Source organism: Candidatus Poriferisodalis sp. (assembly GCF_965214215.1).
Taxonomy (GTDB): Bacteria; Actinomycetota; Acidimicrobiia; order Acidimicrobiales; family Poriferisodalaceae; genus Poriferisodalis.
In genome coordinates, this window is record NZ_CBDCBD010000003.1 from 2488537 (window position 1) to 2508110 (window position 19574).

Sequence of the window (19574 nt, forward strand, 5' to 3'; positions counted from 1 at the left end):
TCGGTGACGGCGAAGAAACTGGCTGGCAATGCACTGGTATTGTGGCCAGCGCGCGAGGCCGAGCGCCGTAGGAGCCTGCTCGGCCCGCCCATTGTGACAGGGGAGAGCGATGCGGTATTACTCATGCGACTCGCATGTGGTCGAGGCGGCCGAGATCTACGCAGGACTGACCGACCGTTTCGGCGAGCGGGCGCCGTTCATCAGCAAGGACCACAATGACAAGCCCGGCACGTGGCTCGTGCTGCCGGGCGGCATTCGGCCGGTGCCGGTGGGGCGGCTGGGCATCGCGGGGGCCAGCCTGTCTGACCCGGCCACCCATAAGCGCATCGAGCAGGGCTACGACGGCTTCAATCCCGGTGTCATGGACCCCTCCGTCAGGCTCGACGAGCAGGCCCAGGACGGCATCGTCGGCGAAGTCATGTACCCGAGCCTGTCGATGTTCACCTTCGCCATCCCCGACGACGAAGTGCGCGACGCTGCGTTCCGCAATCACAACGACTGGGTGCTCGACTACTGCTCGGTGGACCGCGACCGGCTCATCGGCGTCGGATGCCTGCCCCTGCCCGACGTGGAACGATCTATCGCCGAGATCGATCGCTCCGCTGAGCTGGGCGTGCGCGGATTTGCCATCCCCGCACACATCGACCCGGCCAAGCCGTACTGCCATGCGGACTTCGACCCGTTCTGGGCACGGGCTCAGGAGTTCGGCGTGCCACTCACCATGCACATCTTCACTGGTTCCAGCCTCGAAGGCGGCATGCCCACTCACTGGGGCACACCGGGCGGCCATCTCAAGGGCTACACGCTGGCGCATACCACCATCGCCAACACGATTATTGACCTCATCTGCGGTGGCGTCGTGGAACGCTTCCCGGAACTGCGCTTCGTCTGTGCAGAGTACGAGACCGGCTGGGTGGGCCATTTCAAGCAGCGCCTCGACCATGCCGCGTACCGCACGCCGTGGGAAGTGTCCGACGAACTCAACATGAAGCCCTCGGAGTACTTCGATCGGAATTTCTGGGTCACCTTCGAAGACGATGTGGAAGGCATCGCGACGCGGCACTCAATCGGCGTCGGCAACCTGCTGTGGGGCAACGACTACCCGCACCACGATTCGATCTGGCCGAACTCGCAGCCGATCCTCGACGACATTCTCTCGGGGGTACCCGACGACGAGAAGGAACAGATGGTCTGGAGCAACGTCGTGGAGCTCTACGACCTCGATCCCGACACTCTTCCCGCAGCTGCCTGAGACATTTACGCCGCGGCGAGCGGCTCTAGGTGGGCGCGGATGGACTTGGCGACCAGTTCGCCGTTCTCCATCGGGCCGAAGTGGCTGAGGTCGGCGAATGCTTCGAGGCGACCGTTGCCGAGCGATTCGGCTATGGGTTGGGCGACCTGCGGCGGAATTTCGTTCCACTGGGCGTAGGAATCGCCGCGAGCCACCACTGTCGGGCATGTCACCGCTGCGAAATCGCCGTAGACGACGGGCACGCTGGCCTCGTAGATGCGTGCCTCGGTGTCGCCTGAGCACGACAGCCGCACGGCGTCGTCGCCCGAGGGATACGTGCCGATCTCGACATATGCCCGCACGGCCTCGGGCTCGCAGCGCGAGAACGGAGGCTTCGACATGAATCGCTCATATGCCTCGTCGATGGTCGCGAAGCGAATTCGCCGCCGCCGTGATGCCACCACGAGCTCGTGCTCGGAGTCGGGCCTGGGAAATTCCTCGGGCACGAGCACCGGTTCGTAGAGATACAACCCCCGGTACGTCCCGGGCTGGCGCAACTCTGCGAGCAGCAGGCTGGCGGCGCCCAGGGAGTGGCCAACGGCCAGCATGGGCTCGCCGCCCAAGGCGTTCACCGCGGCCAGCACCTCGTCGGTGAATCGGGCTCGCTCAACCGACATGCCGTCATGGCGGGGGCGCGAGGCGCCGTGGCCCCTGAAATCGAGGCCCCAGCAGTGGAAGGTGTCGCTGAGGTGAGGCACCACCGTGGACCACATGCCGGCGTTGAGGCCATTCCCGTGCGTCATGAGCAGCGGCACGCCGTGCCCGCCGAGGTCGTGGAGTACGGCGTGCTCGCCGTCGGAGGTGGTCAGGCGTATCATCGCCGAGGCAGGTTAGTGCAGAGCGGTGCCGTGCTCGGGAGTTTCCCAAGGACCGGATCGAGCTGTTGCGGGCAGAATGGCGCCATGGCGAACTTCACACGAGACTCAGTGGACATTCATTACGACGACTACGGCTCCGGCTTCCCGCTGTTGCTGATCGCACCGGGAGGGATGCGTTCGGCGGCGTCGTTCTGGGAATCGACGCCGTGGAATCCGATCACTCAGCTCTCAGACCGGTACCGAGTCATTGCGATGGACCAGCGCAACGCCGGCCGCTCGACCGCCCCGATCTCGGGCACCGATGGATGGGCAACCTACACAGCAGACCAGCTCGCGCTGATGGATCATCTTGGATGCGAGCAGTTCCACGTAGCAGGCATGTGCATCGGCGGCCCCTACATCATGGGGCTGATACAGGCAGCGCCCGAACGGGTTGCAAGCGCAACGCTGTTCCAGACGATCGGACTCGACGAGAACCGTCACGCCTTCTACGACATGTTCGACGACTGGGCGATTGCCATCCGCGACGATCATCGCGAGGTCGACGACGCCGCTTGGAACCAATTCCGCTCGAACATGTACGACGGCGACAACTTCCTGTTCAACGTGGACCGCGACTTCGTCGCAACGGTCCAAACGCCGCTCTTGGTGCTGCTCGGCGGCGATCTGTATCACCCGGAGTCGTCATCGCGGATCGTCCACGAGACGGCACCGAACTCGACGCTGATCGAAGATTGGATGGAAGGCGACGCCCGCGGTGCCGCGATGGATCAATTCGCTGCGTTCCTCGCTGAGCACACCCCCTAACGGTCCGTGGGGCGGGGCGGACACTGTCGCCTCCGATTCGGTCGCGCTGCGTTAGCTTGCGCGCATGACGAGCGAATCAAGCACTTCCGCCAGACTTACCGGTTCGGCCCACCGACTGGACGGCAAGGTGGCTGTGGTCACCGGAGCGAGCCGAGGGATTGGTGAAGCCAGCGCGCGAGCGCTGGATGACGCGGGTGCCCAGGTAGTGCTGACGGGTCGGACGACCTCTGACCTTTACCGTGTCGCGGCCGAGATGTCTCATGACCCCGTCGTATTGACGGCCGATCTTGCCCCGGCAGGTGCCGGTACCGACTTGGCCCGGCGCATCCTGGGCGAGGTCGATGGCGTGGATGTCTTGGTGAACAACGCCGGCATTCCCATGAGGCGCACGCCGGTTCAGCTCACTGAGGCCGACTTCGACCTGGTGTTCTCGATCAATGTGAGGTCACTGGTGATGCTCAGCATCGGCTTGGCCCCGTCCATGATCGCCCGTGGTGGCGGCTCGGTCATCAACATCAGTTCGGTGGCTGGCGTGCACGGTCCGCTTGGCCGCGTCGCTTACGCCGGCACCAAAGGTGCCGTCGATGCCATGACGCGTTCGCTCGCGGCGGACTGGGGACCTGACGGGATCCGGGTGAATTCGATCGCACCGGGTCTGATCGCGACGGCCATCTGGGAAGAAGCCCGCAATAGCGTGCCCGGCCTCGTCGACGATCTCGCTGGCCAGATAGCGCTCAAGCGCTGGGGCTTCGGCGACGACATCGCCGATGTTGTGCTGTTCTTCGCATCAGACGCGTCCCGCTACGTGACTGGCGAGACGCTCGTGGTGGACGGCGGCATGGCACGCGTGTCGGCTTCCAACGCACCGCCGGCACTGCCCGAACTCCAGGACTGAGAGACGCTGTGACGCGCAGAGGGTGCCGGACCCAAGCCCGGCACCCTCTGTTGATTGCTGCTTGCGCCGCTAGCCCGTAGGGGCAGCGGGTATGCGCAAGTGCTTACGCAGCTGCGCGAGCGGCATCGAGCCAGGCGTCGACCGTCCCACGGTTGTTGGCGATCCACTGGATGGCAATGTCTCGTGGCGGCGTGCCACCGTCCTGGTCGACGTTGGCCAGCGCGACGTCAATGACGGACAGCGTGACGGCTTCGAACAGTGCCCTGGCAGACGGATTGGCATCGAGGAAGTTGTTGTTGGCGGTCACCTGAATGTCGGCAGCGATCCAGCCGAGCTGGCACAGGCCGTCGGCGGATGTAGCAGCGGACGGGCAGGCATCCTCACCGATCCTCGCATTGACCGGATTGCCATCGGCGCCGAGCTGACTCCATGCGTCGCCGCCCTCGACACCCAACGGGTTCGAGTCGTCGATCACGCTCTCGACGCCCATCCAGTACACGTTGTCGCCGGGGCGCAGCTGCGTCAGATACGACGTCGGTGTCCACGTGTACATCACCATCGCCTTGCCGTCGTCGGCATTGTCGACTGCCTGAGCGAACATCGCGTCGTAGCCGGCCTTGACCTGCTGGATGTTGTCCCAGCCGCTGAACAAGATCTGGCTCTCGATGATGTCGTCACAGGTCCAGTCTTCGGGACAACCGAAGATGTCGGCGATGCCGTTGCCGGGAACAGCGTCGACCTCGTCGAACGCGGCGATCGCGTCGGGGTTGCGGTTGAGTTCATCCATGGTGTAGACGCCGTGCTCGTCGGCGAAGGCCTTCGTCACCAGGAAACCTTGGAGTCCGCCGGCGACCATCTCCTGGCCAACGATGGACACGTGCTCCTCCACAAGCGAGCCGTCGGGGAGTTCGTTCTTCAGCCACGAGAGGTGGCCTGGGTACCAGCTGTTGGGCCAGTAATCCATCTCGCCCAAGGCCATTGCTGTGTAGCCGTTGCTCGGGCCGAGCTCGATCGCGGCGGGGTCGGAAACGTCGTAGCCGAGTTCCTCGAGCATCAGCTTGTAGAGCTCCGCTTGGAAGTAACCGCTCGACCAGTTCGCCCGGCCAGCCAAGACGCTCACGCCCTCGCCGGGCGTCATCGACATGTCGTCGTCCATGTCGTCGTCCATGTCGTCGTCCATGTGGTCGTCGTCCATGTCGTCGTCCATGTGGTCGTCGTCCATGTCGTCGTCCATGTGGTCGTCGTCCATGTCGTCGTCGGCTGCGGCCGGTGCCTCGGTTGCCTGAGTGGCAGTCTCGTCGCCGTCGCCATCCGCGTCGTCGTCGCTGCCGCACGCAGCGGCGAACAAGGCAAACGCCGCTAGCAAGAGCAGCAACTTCGACATTCGTTTCATAAGCATTGCGGAGATCCTCCCTGATCTACGTCAGATTGCGTCACGCGGCGCACCGTTTTGTGACCACGCTCGTGTGGCGCCGATCGCCCGGCTCGACGAGGGCTCCCTGGATGGGAGCGTAGTCCGGCGCCTCGCGTGCCCTAAACCCTAGCTCGGCCGCGCATAGGTGCTTGGTGGGCAGTGCGCGCTCGCTGACTCGCCGCACCTCACGGCGTGTTTGCCGGGATGTCGCCGTACACCTTGTTCCGCTCGAACTCCGCGAGGGTGCCACGGCTCGAGGCGAAAATTGTTGCGCCCGCGGCCGCCGCGATTACTGCGCCCACGCCCGACACGAAATTCACCTCTGCCACGCGGGCAATCGACGCAATCCAGCCAGCAGACGCGAGGGCTATGGCGAGGCCCACGCTTCCTGCGATGGTGCTCCAGCGATAGCGCAGGCGCTCGTCGATGCCGAACACCCCAATTCCGGGGAGCACCAAGCCCAATACCGCCAAGCCCGCTAGCAGCGTCCAGATTCCTAGACGTGAGCCATCGCTTTGGTAGCCGTTGAAGATCACGTCGCCCTTGCGCTGGGCCTCCGACCGCTTCGTAGTGAACTCGTTGCTCGCAGCGCTCTCGGCCTGTTTGGCGACGATCTCGGCATTGCGCAGCTCCTCTGCGCGTGCGAGGTTTCCGGCGGCCTCCTCTGCCGTTGCAGCAGCGGCGAGTTCGTTCGACTCGCGGGCCTGGGCGCGTGCCTCCTCCTCGAGGGCGTCGAGTTCGGCCTGAAGCTCGGGACCGATGACTGAGCCCTCCCTGGTGTCGTAGCTCCAGCCCGAGTACACCCCGATCACCAGCAGCAGCACGGCAAAGGCGCAGCCGGCCAACCTGCCCCAGCCGACGCGGGCCGACAACGGACGCCGCGCCGTCATGGGAGCATTCCAGAGCCAGGAGATCGCGCTCGCGACCGCGACCAGCCCGGCCCCCACGGCGACCCACACCCCGATGCCCGTTGCGTGAACTGCCACGGCGCTCGGTGGGTTGGTGAGCAGGAACGCCAGCGACAGGCCCAGTGAACCCGAGGCGAACATCACCGCTCCGTGTGGGCCGAACCACGGCGGCGCCATGCCCGGTCTCAAGAGCATCATGGCCGCCGACGTCAGCAGGGACATGGCAAGTGCAGCCATGAAGATGCCGTACCACGAGCCGCCTGACGGCGATACGCCGTTGAAGCTGTTGGACAGCAATTGGGTCTCGCCGGTACAGGCCAATTCCGAGGTGCTTCCACTGGTGCCGCTGGGGTCGAGTTGGGCGGCGTCCACCCACTCGCCGGCGCACTGCTCGGTGCGCAGGTCGGCGTCGTCGAATCGGGCCCACGCCGAGACTCGGCCGGCGTCCACGCTCCACGGCAACAGCAGCGCGACCAGCATCACCAGCGCTGCTGCGCCTGCAACGATGACCGAAGTCCGCTCACGGCCCGATGCCGGGACGAAATCTTCATCGGGTGGCTCGGGCTCCTCGGCGAGTCTGGACGCCTTCTCGGTGGCGGCAGACTGAGCCACCTCCAGCAGCTTTTCCGGTGTGCGGCGATTGGACCAGGCCGTGACGATGCGTGACATCAGATTGCGGCTGTCGGCGTCGGTCTGGCTAATCCGATCAAGCACCACAGCCACCAAGAAGAAGGCCAAGCCGCCTGAAACGCCCAGGGCGATGTCCTGGTTCTGGATGCCCTGGTACAGCAGCCGGCCCAAGCCTCCTGCGCCCATGATGGCGGCGATGCCCAGCATGGAGATCGACAACAGCAGCGTTTGGTTCAGGCCGGTCATGATCGCCGGACGAGCCAGCGGCAACTGCACGTCGAAGAGCACTCGGCGCTCCGGAGCGCCATAGGCGCGGGCAGCCTCCACCACATCTTCAGGCACTTGTCGGATGCCGAGATTGGTGAGCCGGATCAGCGGCGGCAAGGCGAAGGTCATCGTGACCATGGTCGCTGACACAAAGCCGATCCCGAAGAAGTAGATGAACGGCAGCATGTACACGAACGAGTGCACCACTTGCATGGCGTCCAAGACCGGTCTGACCACAGTCCACGCACCGTCGACACGACCGCACAGAACGCCGACCGGGATGCCCACAATCACGCACAGGAGCACCGCGACCGCGATGAACCCGAGGGTGCGTGCTGTCTCCACCCAGTACTCGGCGCCCAGCAGGCCGCAGCCGATCAGCGCCACTGCTGACATCGCGCCCACCGCGAAGCCCCGAACCAGCCAGCCGATGACGAACACCATCAGGCACACGGTCACCCACGACATCTGCACGAGCCATTGGTCGACGATCAGGTCGAGAAGTCTGGAGAAGGGCCATTTGATGACCTGGAGCGTCGCGTCGAGGTTGTTCTCCACCCAGCGCACCGTCTGCTCGCCCCAGTCGCCGACAGGGATCGTCCATTGGTCGAGCACCGTGTTCTGGCGCACCTGCGACGTGAGGCCCGAGCTGCATTCCAGCAACTCGCCTTCCTCGTCGATGATGGCGTTGACGCATTCGAGCGGCTCGCCCTCCTGGGCGAACTTGCGCCTGCCCGACGCAATGAGCTCATTGGGACGGGTCCGGTACCACAGCACCGCAAGCAAACTCACGAGCCCACCGCTCGCGACGCTCCATCGTCGGCTTCGTATGCCGCCGATCAGCATGAGCGCCGGGATCGCGAACACCGCGATCAGCACCAGCCACTCGATTGCCACCTGGAACCAGTCGATGACTACATCACCGGCCTCGGGGCTCGTGACCGTGTCGATGAAGCGATCGATGAAGTGCCCCTGCTGCTGCGCGCCGTCGGCCTGCGCCAGTGCTCCGACCACGGCTGTCGATATCGCGCTCACATGAACACCTCCCGCTCGAAGTCCTCTATGAGCTGCTCGACGCGACCCATCTCTTCCATGATGAGGCGGGGATCGAGGTTGCCGATCAGCTTGCCGTCGTTGTCCACCACGGCGATGGACAGACCGCGTCCTGCGGCCGCGTACAGCTCATTGAGCGTGGAATCGGGGCTGCACTTGTCGAAATCGGATCTCAACGCCTTCGAAAGGTCGTTGCTGCCCATGCTGCGGGCACGGAGTCCATCGGCCGCCGTCAGCAATGACACCGGCCGACCGTCGGCGTCACAGCAGAACCGGCCCGCTATGTCTTGGCACAGCGTGAGTGCGTCGCTGAGCGACATGTCTGGCGGAATGGGGCGCGGCTCGGACATCACCTCATGTGCTTGGATGACACGCCCCTGATCGACGTCTTGGATGAACTCGGCCACGTAGCCGGTTGCGGGCTCGGTGAGGATCTCCTCGGGGGATCCGATCTGCACGACGGCGCCGTCTTTCATGATGCAGACCCGGTCGCCGATGCGAAGCGCTTCGTTGAGGTCGTGCGTGATGAACAGGATGGTCTTGTGGACGCGGGACTGAATGTCCATCATCTCGTCCTGCATTTGGCGCCGGATCAGCGGGTCCAGCGCCGAAAAGGCCTCGTCCATCAACAAGATGTCTGGATCTGAAGCGAGCGCTCGGGCGAGGCCGACCCGCTGCTGCATGCCACCGGAGAGCTGGGCGGGTCGGTGCTCGGCAAAGGCAGCCAGACCGACCAGAGCCAATGCCTGCAACGACGCCTGGTTCCGCTCGTCGCGGCCCATCCCTTGCACCTTGAGTCCATAGCCGACGTTGTCGATCACGCTGCGGTGGGGGAACAGGGCGAAGTGCTGGAAGACCATGCCCATCTTTTCTCGCCGAAATTGCTGAAGATCGGTGCCTTCCAGCTTCTGGACGTCGGTGCCGTCCACCAGCACCTCGCCGTGAGTGACGTCGTAGAGCTTGTTGACCATCCGGATGGCTGTCGACTTGCCGGAACCTGACAGTCCCATCACGACGAAGATCTCGCCGCGGTTGACGGAGAAATTCACGTCGGTGAGACCGACAACGTGGCCCGACAGCCGCTGCACGTCGTTCTTGGGCACGCCGGAACGAGCCAATTCGAACGCGCGGCCTCGCGGCTGCGGCCCGAAGATCTTGTACACGTCGTTCAGCCGGATGATCTCGTCGCCGCCGCCGGCGCCGTTGGCTGCGTCGTCGCTCATGAATGCCCCCCGGACTCGTCCGGTGCCACGTTAGGCGCGCGGCTTGGGCGGGCCGGGAACCCGCGCGCGGCTGACCGATCAAGGATGCTCCCCAAGCGGTCCCGCCGCTGGGTGTCTCGATTCGGTGGGGACCTGTGAGAATGTGTGGCTGTGACGCGCCTGGGGTTCCTGCTGGACAGCGGCGCGTGCATTGGCTGCCACGCATGCACGGTGGCATGCAAGAGCGAGCATGACGTGCCGCTCGGTGTCAACCGGACGTGGGTCAATTACGTCGAGACTGGCGAATTCCCCCAGACGCAGCGCCATTTTTCCGTGATGCGCTGCAACCACTGCGACGATGCCCCCTGCATCGAGATCTGCCCGACCGGTGCACTGTTCCGGGCCTCCAACGGCGTTGTGGACTTCGACGATTCTCGCTGCATCGGCTGCAAGGGCTGCATGAACGCATGCCCGTACGACGCCCTGTACATCTCGCCGGCGACCGGAACTGCGCACAAATGCAACTTTTGCCAGCACCGGCTGGAGGTCGGTTTGGAGCCGTCATGTGTGAGCGTGTGCCCGACGCGAGCCATCACGGTGGTCGATCACGACGATCCCGATGATGCGGTTGCCGTTCGAATCAAGCACGAGGAGCTGCCCGTGCGGGCGCCCGAGCGCCGCACCCTCCCGAAGGTGCACTACGCGGGAACGGTGCCCGAGGCGCTGGATCCGCTCGCCCGCCCCGTGGCCGACGACGGGCTGATCTGGGCCGATTGGACCGGCAGCGCAGCCTGGCCGGCCACGTCGAGCCCGGCGCCGGCCGCACGCACCGCCTACACGGTGGCCCATGACGAGCCTTGGGGCGCCAAGGTGGCCGGCTACATGGTCACCAAGGGTGTGGCGGCAGGTGTGATGCTGTGGGCTGCCGCTGCTGCGCTGCTGGGCTGGGACGACCGTGCTGCGGTCGCCACCGGTCCAGCCGTGATCGCCTTGGTCGCGCTGGCGGTGACGGGTGTCTTGCTCATCGCAGATCTGAAGCGGCCCGAGCGCTTCTGGTACCTGTTCGCCAAGGGACGGCTTCGCAGCTGGATCACCGCAGGCGCGTGGGTGATCATGGCCGACGCTGCATTGGTGACGCTGTGGGGTATCGCGGGCCTCTGGGGGGGTTCTGCCTGGTTTGCGCTGCTGATCGGCCCGACGGTGTTGTTCTCGCTGATGACCGCTGCCTATACCGCGTTGTTGCTGCACCAGTGCCGGGGACGCGTGATGTGGGCGGATCGCCCCGTTCTTGCCCTCATCGGCCGGCTGGTTGGTGAAGCCGTGCTGGGAGGCGGCGCGGTGTGGGGCGCCTTCCTGGCCGTGAGGGCAAACGCGGCGATCTTCGCCTGGGTCCCGCTGGTCGCTGCGGGAGTCCTGGCCTGGCTGTGGCGGCATGACCGGGAGTACCTGCGTGCGGCCCAGGCGGTACCGCTGTCGTGACGGCACCAGAGCAGATGGGAGCAGGCGTGCAGCCTCCAGCATCGGGATTGTCGGCTGCGCCGCCGCACGAGGCATGGCATCACTGGACCGAGCTCGACGCCGCCTCGTGGCCGCAGCGCAAGGAACGCAACTACACGCTGGTGCCCACGACCTGCTTCAACTGCGAAGCGGCGTGCGGCCTGGTCGCCTACATCGACCGCGACACCGATGAAGTCGCTCGTTTCGAAGGGAACCCCGAGCACCCTGCATCCCGGGGACGCAATTGCGCGAAGGGTCCCGCCACCATCAACCAGGTTCATGACACCGAGCGCATCTTGTACCCGCTGCGCCGGACGGGCGAGCGCGGCGGGGGCGGATGGGAACGGGTGAGCTGGGACGAGGCGCTGACCGAGATCGCTGCCCGCATCCGAGCGGCCATCGTTGAGGATCGCCGCGACGAGATCATGTACCACGTCGGCCGACCGGGCGAGGACGGGTACACCGAGCGTGTGCTGGTTGCGTGGGGTATCGATGGGCACAACAGCCACACCAACGTCTGTTCCTCGAGCGCCCGGGTGGGCTACGCGACCTGGATGGGGCATGACCGGCCCTCGTCAGACTTTGCCAATGCTGAGGTCATCTTCCTGATCTCGAGCCATCTCGAGGCGGGGCACTACTTCAACCCGCACGCCCAGCGCATCATTGAGGCCCAGCAACGGGGGGCGAAGGTCATCTGTGTCGACCCGAGGCTGTCCAATACCGGCGCCAAGGCCGACCACTGGCTGCCGGCGTGGCCCGGCACCGAACCGGTCCTGCTGCTGAGCCTGACCCACCTCTTGCTCGAAGCGGGTACGTGGGACCGCGCCTTCGTTCATCGCTGGACGAATTGGCAGACCTACCTGGCCCAGACCCGACCTGACCTGCCGCCGACGTTCGAGTCGGTCGAAGTGGCCCTGCGCGACGCGTATGGCGAATACACCCCCGAGCGTGCAGCAGAACTGTGCGGGGTGGACGCGGACGAACTGCGCGAGATAGCGCACGCCATCGGCGGGGCGCACGGCCGATTCGCATCCCATAACTGGCGTGCCGCGGGGGCTGGCAATTTGGGCGGCTGGCAAACTGCCCGCTGCCTCTTCTTACTCAATGTGCTCACCGGGTCGGTCGGCACGGTGGGGGGCACGACGGGCGCGGGCTGGCACAAGATGAAGCCGGCGCCGCCGCTGCGTCCTCCGCCAGTCGAGCACTGGAACGAGATGTCGTGGCCGCGTGAGTACCCGCTCAGCCACCACGAGATGTCGATCCTGCTGCCGCACTTCCTGCGAGAAGGCAGGGGCAAACTCGACACGTACTTCACGCGCGTCTACAACCCGGTGTGGACGAACCCTGACGGGTTCAGCTGGCTGGAAGCGCTGAGCGACCCTGAGCGGGTCGGCTGCCATGTTGCTCTGACGCCGACGTGGTCGGAGACAGCATGGTTCGCCGACTTCGTGCTGCCGATGGGTGTCGGCTCCGAACGCCACGACCTGGCGTCGTTTGAGACCCACGCAGGCCAATGGCTGGGCTTCCGTCAGCCGGTCATGCGCCGGTACGCGGAACTGCGCGGCCGCGAACTCGGCCCCGACACTCGCACTCACGAGTTCAATCCGGGCGAGGTCTGGGAGGAGAACGAGTTCTGGATCGACCTGTCGTGGCGGATCGATCCCGATGGCTCGCTCGGCATCCGCCGGTGGTTCGAGAGCCCGTCGCGGCCAGGCGAGCCCATCAGCATCGACGAGTACTACGAAGCGATCTTCACCGACGAGGTACCGGGCTTGGCCGACGACGCTGCGGCCGCGGGCCAGTCACCGCTCGAGTTCATGCGCGATCGCGGGGCCTACGCCGTGCGAGGCGATCCCTACGGTCACCACGAGCGAGTCGTGCCGCCACCACAACTGAGAGGCACCGCGCTCGGCGATGACGCGGTCTACCGCCCGGTGCGCGACACGGTGCGTGGCGCTGCCATGTCGTTGCCTCCGCTCGGGGACGGTTCAGTGGCGGTGCAGGTCGCGGGAGCGGCCCGTCAGGGGTTCCCGACGCCGTCGCGCAAGCTCGAGCTGTACTCCACGACGCTGGCCGAGTGGGGCTGGCCCGAGCACGCGACACCGGGCTGGATTCCCAGCCACGTGCACTGGCAGCAGTTGGATCTCGCCGGCGACGAGCGGATTCTGGTGCCGACGTTCCGCATTCCGACACTCATCCACACCAGGTCGGCGAACGCCAAGTGGCTGGCAGAGATCAGCCACCGCCACCCTTTGTGGATCCACCCCTCAGATGCCGAATCGCTCGGCATCGAGATGGGAGGCCTCGTGCGGATCAGCACCCGCATCGGCCATTTCGTCATCTCGGCATGGCGTACCGAGGGCATTCGCCCAGGTGTCGTGGCGGCCTCGCACCACATGGGCCGCTGGCGGCTCGACCCTGCATCCGAGCCTGAGGCTGAGCCGCGGGCCCGAGCGGCCGGCGAGCCCGTATCGGATGGGAACTCCGAACAAGAGCGGGAAACACGTCCCGACGCTGGTGACGCCAGACCCAGATCGTGGGCCGGTGGTCCCGCAGAAATACAGCGGGACGGCACAGTGTGGAAGCTCCGGCGCACCGGGTCGATGTCGCCCTTCGATTCTGACGATCCCGATTCTGAACGGGTGTGGTGGAACGACACCGGCGTGCACCAGAACCTGACGTTCTCGGTGCAGCCTGACCCGGTCTCGGGCATGCAGTGCTGGCATCAGCGAGTGCGCGTAGGACCCGCCGAACCCGGTGATCGTTATGGGGACGTCGTGGTCGACACTCAGCGCGCCCGGGCCGCGTACGAGGAGTGGCTGGCAATGACACGACCGGCGCCCGGTCCTGGCGGGCTCCGCCGCCCGACGTGGCTGGCGCGTCCGATGAAGCCTCACGCAGACGCTTACCGCCTCGATTCCTGAGCCCTGTGCCCCTGAGGCACCAAGCTGCGCCCGCTCAGCTCAAGGCACAACAGCACAAGCTGCGGCGGCGGCAGGGAACTCTGCGACGTTGGACCTGCCGGATCCGGGAGCAGAGGGTCCTGTCGCCGCCGCAGCGGGCCCACATCGCTCAGCTGGGCTTGTGTGCCTTGCGGGAACCGGCTTCCCAATCCTCCATCTCGGGCGCATCGGTGATGGTGCCCAGCACGTTGAGCTGCGGTGCCTCGCGCAGTGATCGCTTCAGTTCGGCGAAACCGGGGAAGCGAGCCAGCTCGATGACCGCGTTCCACAACGGCACCGCTTCCTCGTCCGATGGGACTCGCGAGATCACCGGCCCGAAGAAGGACAATCCGTCGGGCGGTTCGAACGTGATGATCGGCGTGCCCACGTCACGCCCGGTGCGGCTCAGGGCGAGCTCGGTTTCCGCCTCGATTTCGGCATCCCAGGAGTCGTCGTCGACTGCGAGCGCATACTCGGTCGGCAGTCCGGCGGTGGCCAGCGCTTCAGCGGTGTGCTCTGCGGTGCCGATGCGCTCTCGCAAGCCGGATCCCTTCGGCATCTCCCAGTAGTGCTGACCCATCGCGTCGTACAGCGGCCCCATGACGTTGCGGCCGAGATCCGCTCGTACTTTGGCGGCGACCCGCAGCATCCGCAGCCCGGCTGTGTGTCCCTGCTCGTAGCCGGCGGGAAACTCCGTGGCGTAGTCGCGGTCGCGGTTCAGGATGCGCAGCGAGATGAAGCGCCAGTCCACCGAGTAGCCCGTCTGGGCAACGACCTTCTCCACCCAGCGTGACGTGATCCATGCAAACGGGCACACTGGGTCCCAGAAGAACTCGAGATCGGGTGGTGCGTCAGCATCCGCTGCGGTGTCTGTAGTACTCATGCGCGCATGGCTAGCACATGGGTCCCACAGCCATGAGTGGTCCTGCCGGTGGTGTGCCGGCGCCCGAGATGGTCGAAGTGGCCGATGGTGTAGAGCTCGCGCTGCACTGCCTGGGCGGCGATGGGCCGCCGCTGCTGTTCGTGCATGCCACGGGTTTCAACGGCCGAACCTACGGTCCGCTCACGAGCCGCCTGACCGAGCACTTCACCGTCTGGGCGCCTGACCTTCGCGCACACGGCTGGAGTCCGCCGCCCGATGATCGGGACTTCTTGTGGACGACGCTGGCTGCCGACTTGCTGGGGATCGTCGACCATTTGGGGATCGCCCACGGGGAATTGGACTGTGTCGGCCATTCGATCGGCGCGGCGACTCTGCTGCTGGCCGACACGCTGCGGCCCGGCACCATCGGGCACATGTACGGCTACGAGCCGGTCGTATGGCGTCTCGAAGATCAATTCGGCCCGGGTGAGAACCCGTTGATCGCTCTCACCACGAAGCGCCGGGAGGAGTTCGCCTCACGGGGCGAAGCCTTCGAGCGGTTCGCCTCCCGCCCGCCCTTCGGCGGTGTGCGGGCCGATGCGCTGGCGAGCTATCTCGCGAACGGATTCGAAGACCTGCCCGATGGCTCCGTGCGGCTGCGCTGCCGCGCCGCGGACGAGGCAGCGACTTACGACGGCGAATGGGTTTCGACCACTGCTCGCCTGGAGGGCAGCTCTACTCCGGTGGTCATCGGTAAGGGCCTCGAGATGACCTTTGAGGACATCGGCGTGCCGGCACACGAGGCTCTGCCCAAGTCGAAGCTGATCACGTACGACGGTCTGGGGCACTTTGGGCCCTTTGAGGCACCTGACGTGATCGCCTCTGACGCGCTAGCGACCGTGCTCGGTCACGAACCCGCAGGCACGCACTCCGAGACGAACTCCACCAAGTAGTCGGCGATCCGCTCGGGCTGGTCGCGATGAGCGACATGGCCGCAGCCGGCCAGCATGTGGCCCCTGGCATCAGGCGCTGAGCGGACGATTGTGGACACCTGCGCCTCGGTGCCGTACTGGTCGCCCTCGCCCTGAAGCACCAGGACCGGGCAGGCGATGCGCTCGATCAGCGGCCGGATGTCCCAATCGCGAAACTGCGGGGTCAGCCAGACGTCTCGCCAGCGTTCGAATGCGAGGCGCGGGTGGTCGTGGTGGCGGGCGAGCCCAGCGATGACCGGCTCGCGCTGGCTGTCGATGGCACGAATGCCTTCGATGCAGACGTCCTCGATAAACGAGTGCGGTGCGATCACGGCCACGCCGAGCGGCACGACTGATTCCAGTCCCGCCGCTATCAGTGAGATGGATGCTCCGTCGCTGTGCCCGATGAGCACGGGCGAGCGGACACCGAGTTCGTGGAGCACTGCGGGCAGCACTTCGGTGGCCTCGCGCTCCATGAACCCGTCGCTGTAGGTCCCGGGCACCGGGTCTGAGCGTCCGTAGCCGCTGCGGTCGTAGGCGATGACGTCGAGCCCGCATCGGCGTGCCAGCACCTCGGGCAGTTCCCGCCACTGGGTGATGCTGCCGAGGCCCTCGTGCAACATCACGATCACGGGGCTTGCGCCGCCGTGTTGGTGCCCGGTGCCGGTGTCTCCAGGAGAGATCTTGCGGTATGCAATGCCGACGGCGTCGAGCTGCAGGCGACCGTCCACGGTGACCAACTCGTCGATCACGTTGCCATCCGGTGTGGGGGAGATGCCCAACGGTTCCCAGCGCACTGGTTCGTCACTCGCGCAGGGCCCTGCGGCGAGCCGCTCAGCCCCAGGCGCGTGCAACAGCGCGGGGCAGCTCTTCGATCCATTGGATGAGGTCGTGGCCGCAGACGCGCTCGGTCCAGTCGTGCGGCGACTTTGCAAAGTGCAGCCACGCTGCCCATGCCTCGGTGGCCTGGTGGAAACCGCCCTCGAGAGTGCCGGCACACAGGTGCACGAACGGAGCTTCGGCTGCGTTCCAGTTCATCTGCTCGTTCGGCGGCATGCCGGTGGAATACGCCATGGCGTGACCGAACTTTTCGCGATGCATGTGACCGACGGCCAGAGCGTGACCGCCGCCGTCGGATGCGCCGAACACGCCGCGCTGGCTGCGGTCGCCCGAGACGCCGAAGGACTGCTCAGACCAGGCGGTCAGCTCTTCTACGAAGAAGCGCTGGTGGCGGTCAAAACGGTCATTGTCGAAGCCCGGCAGGTACTCCATGGCCCGTTCATTCCCGTAGCCACCCATCGGCGCGGAGTGCGCGGCGACCAGCACGAAGCGGGGCACTGTTTCGTTGGCGATACCGGCGTCGAGCCGGCGGATGTAGGGGCCGATCATGCCGCCGTCAGTGGCGTACAACACTGGCAGGGGCTCTGCGGGGGAGTGCTGAGGCGGCAGATACACCGTCACCTTGCGCTTCGAGCGAAGTGACGTGCTGTCGACGGTGTGCTCCTGGACTTCCCCGCGCAGCTCGTCGTCGGGGTGCGAGGGCAATTCGGCGGGTGCCTCGGGCCCGCGGAACCGGTGCGGCACCGGGCCGCGCTGGCCGCCCAGCAGGCTCCCGGCGTCGTCGAGCGGCCAGAAGCCATAGCCGATCACCGCTTCTTCGAGGCGTTCGATGCGCACGCTGAGCGCCCACAGGTCGCTGCGAGCCCCGTCGCCGTTGTCGTCGCCGACTCGCCACATTGGCAGCTCGATGACCGGTCCGGGCAGCACGCCGGCGGCATCGCTGCGGCAGGCGAAGGTGAGCTCGTCGCCGTCATCCCAGCAGCCGGCCGGGTCCGCCTCGAGCCGCTCTTCGAGGAATGCAGGGCTCGGATCACGCCAGACGCGGCATAGGCGTTGACCCGGTGGAAGTCCGCCTTCTTCAGCGCGCTCGCGAGCGAGCTCACGGTTGCGTCGATCCAATTCGGTGCGGCGCTGCGCCAATGTCGGCAGGCCAATGCGGGTGCGGGACTCGTCGTCGACGCTGCCGTCGACGGGCGCCAGCGCCAAGTCGCCCAGGTGCGTGGTGACGACGGTCCCGAATTGCTGGGGCCTGCCACTCAGCAGGCTCATCTTGTCAGCGCATTCGGCGAAGACGGCACCGGCGCCCGGCACGCCCTCGCGGTGGGCGCGCGCAGCAAGCTCGCCAGCGATGGAGAACATCTGCGGGCCGCCGTGGACGCTGAGCGCTCGTGCTGCTCGCAGTGCATTCGCTCCCTGGGCTTGTTGCAGTTCCGGTGTGCGTGCCAGCAACTGAACCAGCATCGGCACTTCGGCAGGCTCCGCCATCTCGATCCGGGCCAGCAGGTCGCCGACACCGTCCGCCGCCGAGTCGCCCGCGGCCGTACCCGGGTTCTCCATGCCCTCGCCGTCCATGCCGCCCTCCGACCGAGCCCATGCGTCGGGGATCCGTTCGGTCCCTGGCCGCGCTGCGAGGCTACTGTCGGCGCCGGAACTGCTGCCGGGGCCCTGGTGCCACTGCGGCGGCGTGACCTTCGGGCGCATACCGGTGTGCCCGCTTCGATAAAGGAGTTTCGGTGAGCGAAGAACCCCTGGTCCTGGTCGAACAGCGCGGCTACGTGCAGATCCTCACGCTGAACCGGCCGGACGCGATGAATGCATTCAACATGGCGCTGTCAGAGGCGCTCGGAGAAGCGCTCGACGCCCTCGATGCCAATCCCGACGTTCGTGTCGGTGTGATCACCGGCGCTGGGCGGGGATTCAGCGCCGGCATGGACCTCAAGGCGTTCGTCAGCGGCGGCGGAATCGACGCGATGCCGAACCCGGCCGGGCGTGGTTTTGGCGGCATCGCCGAGCGCAGCGCAGCCAAGCCGCTCATCGCCGCCGTTGAGCGTTTCGCCTTGGCAGGAGGCCTCGAGGTGGCGCTGTCGTGCGATCTCATCGTGGCGTCGGAGGGCACGATGCTCGGCATTCCCGAGGTGGGTGTGGGGCTGTTCGCGGGCGCTGGCGCCCTGTTGCGCCTGCCACGCCAGCTTCCCTACAGCCTGGCCATGGAGATGGCGCTGACGGCCGAGCCGATCACCGCTGAGGTCGCCCACCGGCACGGCATGGTCAATCGGGTCTGCCCCAAGGGCGAGGCAGTCGATGTTGCCGTCGAACTTGGCGAGCGCATTGCTCGTAATGCGCCCAAGGGCGTGCGCGCTTCCAAGGCGCTGATCCGCAATGTGCTGGGCGTGGCCGAGGACGACTTCTGGGCGTTCCAGCAGCCGGCGCTTGAGGACGTCTTTGCATCGGCAGACGCCATCGAAGGAGCCACCGCGTTTGCTGAGCGGCGCGATCCGAATTGGGAGGACCGCTGAGCCGCTGGACAGAGCGAGGCGACATTCCCCGCGGTGCCGAGTACGACGACCGCTGGGCGCGCAAGGCCGCGCGCGGTGAGTCCATTCACGGTGAGGCCGACCTGGTCGACTCGCTGACCCCACAAGGTGGCAGCGTGCTCGATGCCGGCTGTGGGACGGGTCGCGTAGCCATCGAGCTGGCCTGCCGCGGCTTCACAGTGGTCGGGGTCGACCTTGACCCTGCGATGCTCGACTTGGCACGAGACAAGGCACCCGAGCTGCCGTGGATCGAGGGCGATCTCGCCACCACCGTTGTCGCCGACGACGCGGGCGGGCCGCGTAGGTTCGACGCCGTCGTTGCTGCGGGCAATGTGATGATCTTCCTCGAACGCGGCACAGAAGCCGCAGTGGTCGCCAACATCGCAGCGCACCTGCGCCCGGGCGGCGTGCTCGTGGCGGGCTTCCAGCTCAGCGACGGGTACATGCAGTTGCACGTGTACGACGCCCTCGCCGAACGCAACGGTCTGGAGTTCGAAGGGCGCTTCTCGACGTGGGAGGGCGCAGCGTTCGACGGCGGTGACTACGCCGTCTCGGTTCACCGCCGCAACATCTGAACACGAGACATCCGAATAACAAGCGCCGGTGTGAGCCACCGAAGCGACGCGCACTGACGCTTATGCAG

Annotated in this window: 15 protein-coding genes; 8 read left to right on the plus strand and 7 right to left on the minus strand. The window is 66.2% G+C overall.

Annotated features, from left to right (window positions below; genetic code table 11):
- Positions 1–109: 109 nt before the first annotated feature.
- Complete coding sequence (locus ACOOF5_RS13500; protein ID WP_420439987.1) at positions 110–1252, plus strand: amidohydrolase family protein; 1143 nt, start codon at positions 110–112, stop codon at positions 1250–1252.
- Positions 1253–1257: 5 nt separating this feature from the next.
- Here ACOOF5_RS13500 and ACOOF5_RS13505 read toward each other — a convergent pair whose 3' ends face one another.
- Positions 1258–2109: an alpha/beta fold hydrolase gene (locus ACOOF5_RS13505; protein ID WP_420439989.1), complete on the minus strand. Its 852-nt coding sequence runs from the start codon at positions 2107–2109 to the stop codon at positions 1258–1260.
- An 84-nt stretch (positions 2110–2193) separates the two neighbouring features.
- On the opposite strand from ACOOF5_RS13505, the gene ACOOF5_RS13510 reads away from it, so the two are divergent.
- Both ACOOF5_RS13510 and ACOOF5_RS13515 read left to right on the plus strand, forming a co-directional pair.
- Positions 2194–2916, plus strand: coding sequence for an alpha/beta fold hydrolase (locus ACOOF5_RS13510; protein WP_420439991.1), 723 nt, complete (start codon positions 2194–2196; stop codon positions 2914–2916).
- Between the two features lie 64 nt (positions 2917–2980).
- Positions 2981–3811, plus strand: a complete 831-nt coding sequence (locus tag ACOOF5_RS13515) for an SDR family NAD(P)-dependent oxidoreductase (protein WP_420439993.1) — start codon at positions 2981–2983, stop codon at positions 3809–3811.
- A 103-nt stretch (positions 3812–3914) separates the two neighbouring features.
- On the opposite strand, the gene ACOOF5_RS13520 is transcribed toward ACOOF5_RS13515, so the two are convergent.
- From ACOOF5_RS13520 to ACOOF5_RS13530, 3 genes are all read right to left on the minus strand, one after another.
- Complete coding sequence (locus tag ACOOF5_RS13520; protein ID WP_420439995.1) at positions 3915–5210, minus strand: glycine betaine ABC transporter substrate-binding protein; 1296 nt, start codon at positions 5208–5210, stop codon at positions 3915–3917.
- Between the two features lie 200 nt (positions 5211–5410).
- Positions 5411–8065, minus strand: a complete 2655-nt coding sequence (locus tag ACOOF5_RS13525; RefSeq protein ID WP_420439997.1) for an ABC transporter permease — start codon at positions 8063–8065, stop codon at positions 5411–5413.
- A complete protein-coding gene (locus ACOOF5_RS13530; protein ID WP_420439999.1) occupies positions 8062–9306 on the minus strand; it encodes a quaternary amine ABC transporter ATP-binding protein in 1245 nt (414 codons plus the stop codon). Before ACOOF5_RS13530 ends, ACOOF5_RS13525 begins: the two co-directional genes overlap by 4 nt.
- Positions 9307–9456: 150 nt before the next feature.
- Here ACOOF5_RS13530 and ACOOF5_RS13535 point away from each other — a divergent pair, with 150 nt between their 5' ends.
- Entirely contained in the window at positions 9457–10764 is a 1308-nt protein-coding gene (locus ACOOF5_RS13535; RefSeq protein WP_420440001.1) for a 4Fe-4S dicluster domain-containing protein, read from the plus strand.
- Complete coding sequence (locus ACOOF5_RS13540) at positions 10761–13706, plus strand: molybdopterin-dependent oxidoreductase (protein WP_420440003.1); 2946 nt, start codon at positions 10761–10763, stop codon at positions 13704–13706. Before ACOOF5_RS13535 ends, ACOOF5_RS13540 begins: the two co-directional genes overlap by 4 nt.
- Before the next feature lie 148 nt (positions 13707–13854).
- Here the strand turns inward: ACOOF5_RS13540 and ACOOF5_RS13545 are convergent, their stop codons facing one another.
- Entirely contained in the window at positions 13855–14607 is a 753-nt protein-coding gene (locus ACOOF5_RS13545; RefSeq protein ID WP_420440005.1) for a hypothetical protein, read from the minus strand.
- A 32-nt stretch (positions 14608–14639) separates the two neighbouring features.
- Here ACOOF5_RS13545 and ACOOF5_RS13550 point away from each other — a divergent pair, with 32 nt between their 5' ends.
- Positions 14640–15539 (plus strand): alpha/beta fold hydrolase, encoded by a 900-nt coding sequence (locus ACOOF5_RS13550; protein WP_420440007.1) that lies wholly within the window; start codon positions 14640–14642, stop codon positions 15537–15539.
- Here the strand turns inward: ACOOF5_RS13550 and ACOOF5_RS13555 are convergent.
- Together ACOOF5_RS13555 and ACOOF5_RS13560 are read right to left on the minus strand one after the other, a co-directional pair.
- Positions 15494–16309, minus strand: a complete 816-nt coding sequence (locus ACOOF5_RS13555; protein ID WP_420440009.1) for an alpha/beta fold hydrolase — start codon at positions 16307–16309, stop codon at positions 15494–15496. The genes ACOOF5_RS13550 and ACOOF5_RS13555 overlap by 46 nt on opposite strands.
- Before the next feature lie 82 nt (positions 16310–16391).
- Entirely contained in the window at positions 16392–17969 is a 1578-nt protein-coding gene (locus tag ACOOF5_RS13560) for an alpha/beta hydrolase (RefSeq protein ID WP_420440011.1), read from the minus strand.
- Between the two features lie 161 nt (positions 17970–18130).
- On the opposite strand from ACOOF5_RS13560, the gene ACOOF5_RS13565 reads away from it, so the two are divergent.
- Positions 18131–18913, plus strand: coding sequence for a crotonase/enoyl-CoA hydratase family protein (locus tag ACOOF5_RS13565; protein WP_420440013.1), 783 nt, complete (start codon positions 18131–18133; stop codon positions 18911–18913).
- Positions 18898–19506 carry a class I SAM-dependent methyltransferase gene (locus ACOOF5_RS13570; RefSeq protein WP_420440015.1) on the plus strand — a complete coding sequence of 203 codons (609 nt, stop codon included), beginning with the start codon at positions 18898–18900 and terminating at the stop codon, positions 19504–19506. The genes ACOOF5_RS13565 and ACOOF5_RS13570 overlap by 16 nt, the downstream gene beginning before the upstream one ends.
- Positions 19507–19574: the final 68 nt, after the last annotated feature.

Bases quoted from the DNA above. Each gene is read 5' to 3' on its own strand.
- ACOOF5_RS13510 (WP_420439991.1), top strand. From the start codon at position 2,194: ATGGCGAACTTCACACGAGACTCAGTGGACATTCATTACGACGACTAC.
- ACOOF5_RS13545 (WP_420440005.1), bottom strand. From the start codon at position 14,607: ATGAGTACTACAGACACCGCAGCGGATGCTGACGCACCACCCGATCTC.
- ACOOF5_RS13550 (WP_420440007.1), top strand. From the start codon at position 14,640: ATGAGTGGTCCTGCCGGTGGTGTGCCGGCGCCCGAGATGGTCGAAGTG.
- ACOOF5_RS13500 (WP_420439987.1), top strand. From the start codon at position 110: ATGCGGTATTACTCATGCGACTCGCATGTGGTCGAGGCGGCCGAGATC.
- ACOOF5_RS13520 (WP_420439995.1), bottom strand. From the start codon at position 5,210: ATGCTTATGAAACGAATGTCGAAGTTGCTGCTCTTGCTAGCGGCGTTT.
- ACOOF5_RS13530 (WP_420439999.1), bottom strand. From the start codon at position 9,306: ATGAGCGACGACGCAGCCAACGGCGCCGGCGGCGGCGACGAGATCATC.
- ACOOF5_RS13560 (WP_420440011.1), bottom strand. From the start codon at position 17,969: ATGGACGGCGAGGGCATGGAGAACCCGGGTACGGCCGCGGGCGACTCG.
- ACOOF5_RS13515 (WP_420439993.1), top strand. From the start codon at position 2,981: ATGACGAGCGAATCAAGCACTTCCGCCAGACTTACCGGTTCGGCCCAC.
- ACOOF5_RS13505 (WP_420439989.1), bottom strand. From the start codon at position 2,109: ATGATACGCCTGACCACCTCCGACGGCGAGCACGCCGTACTCCACGAC.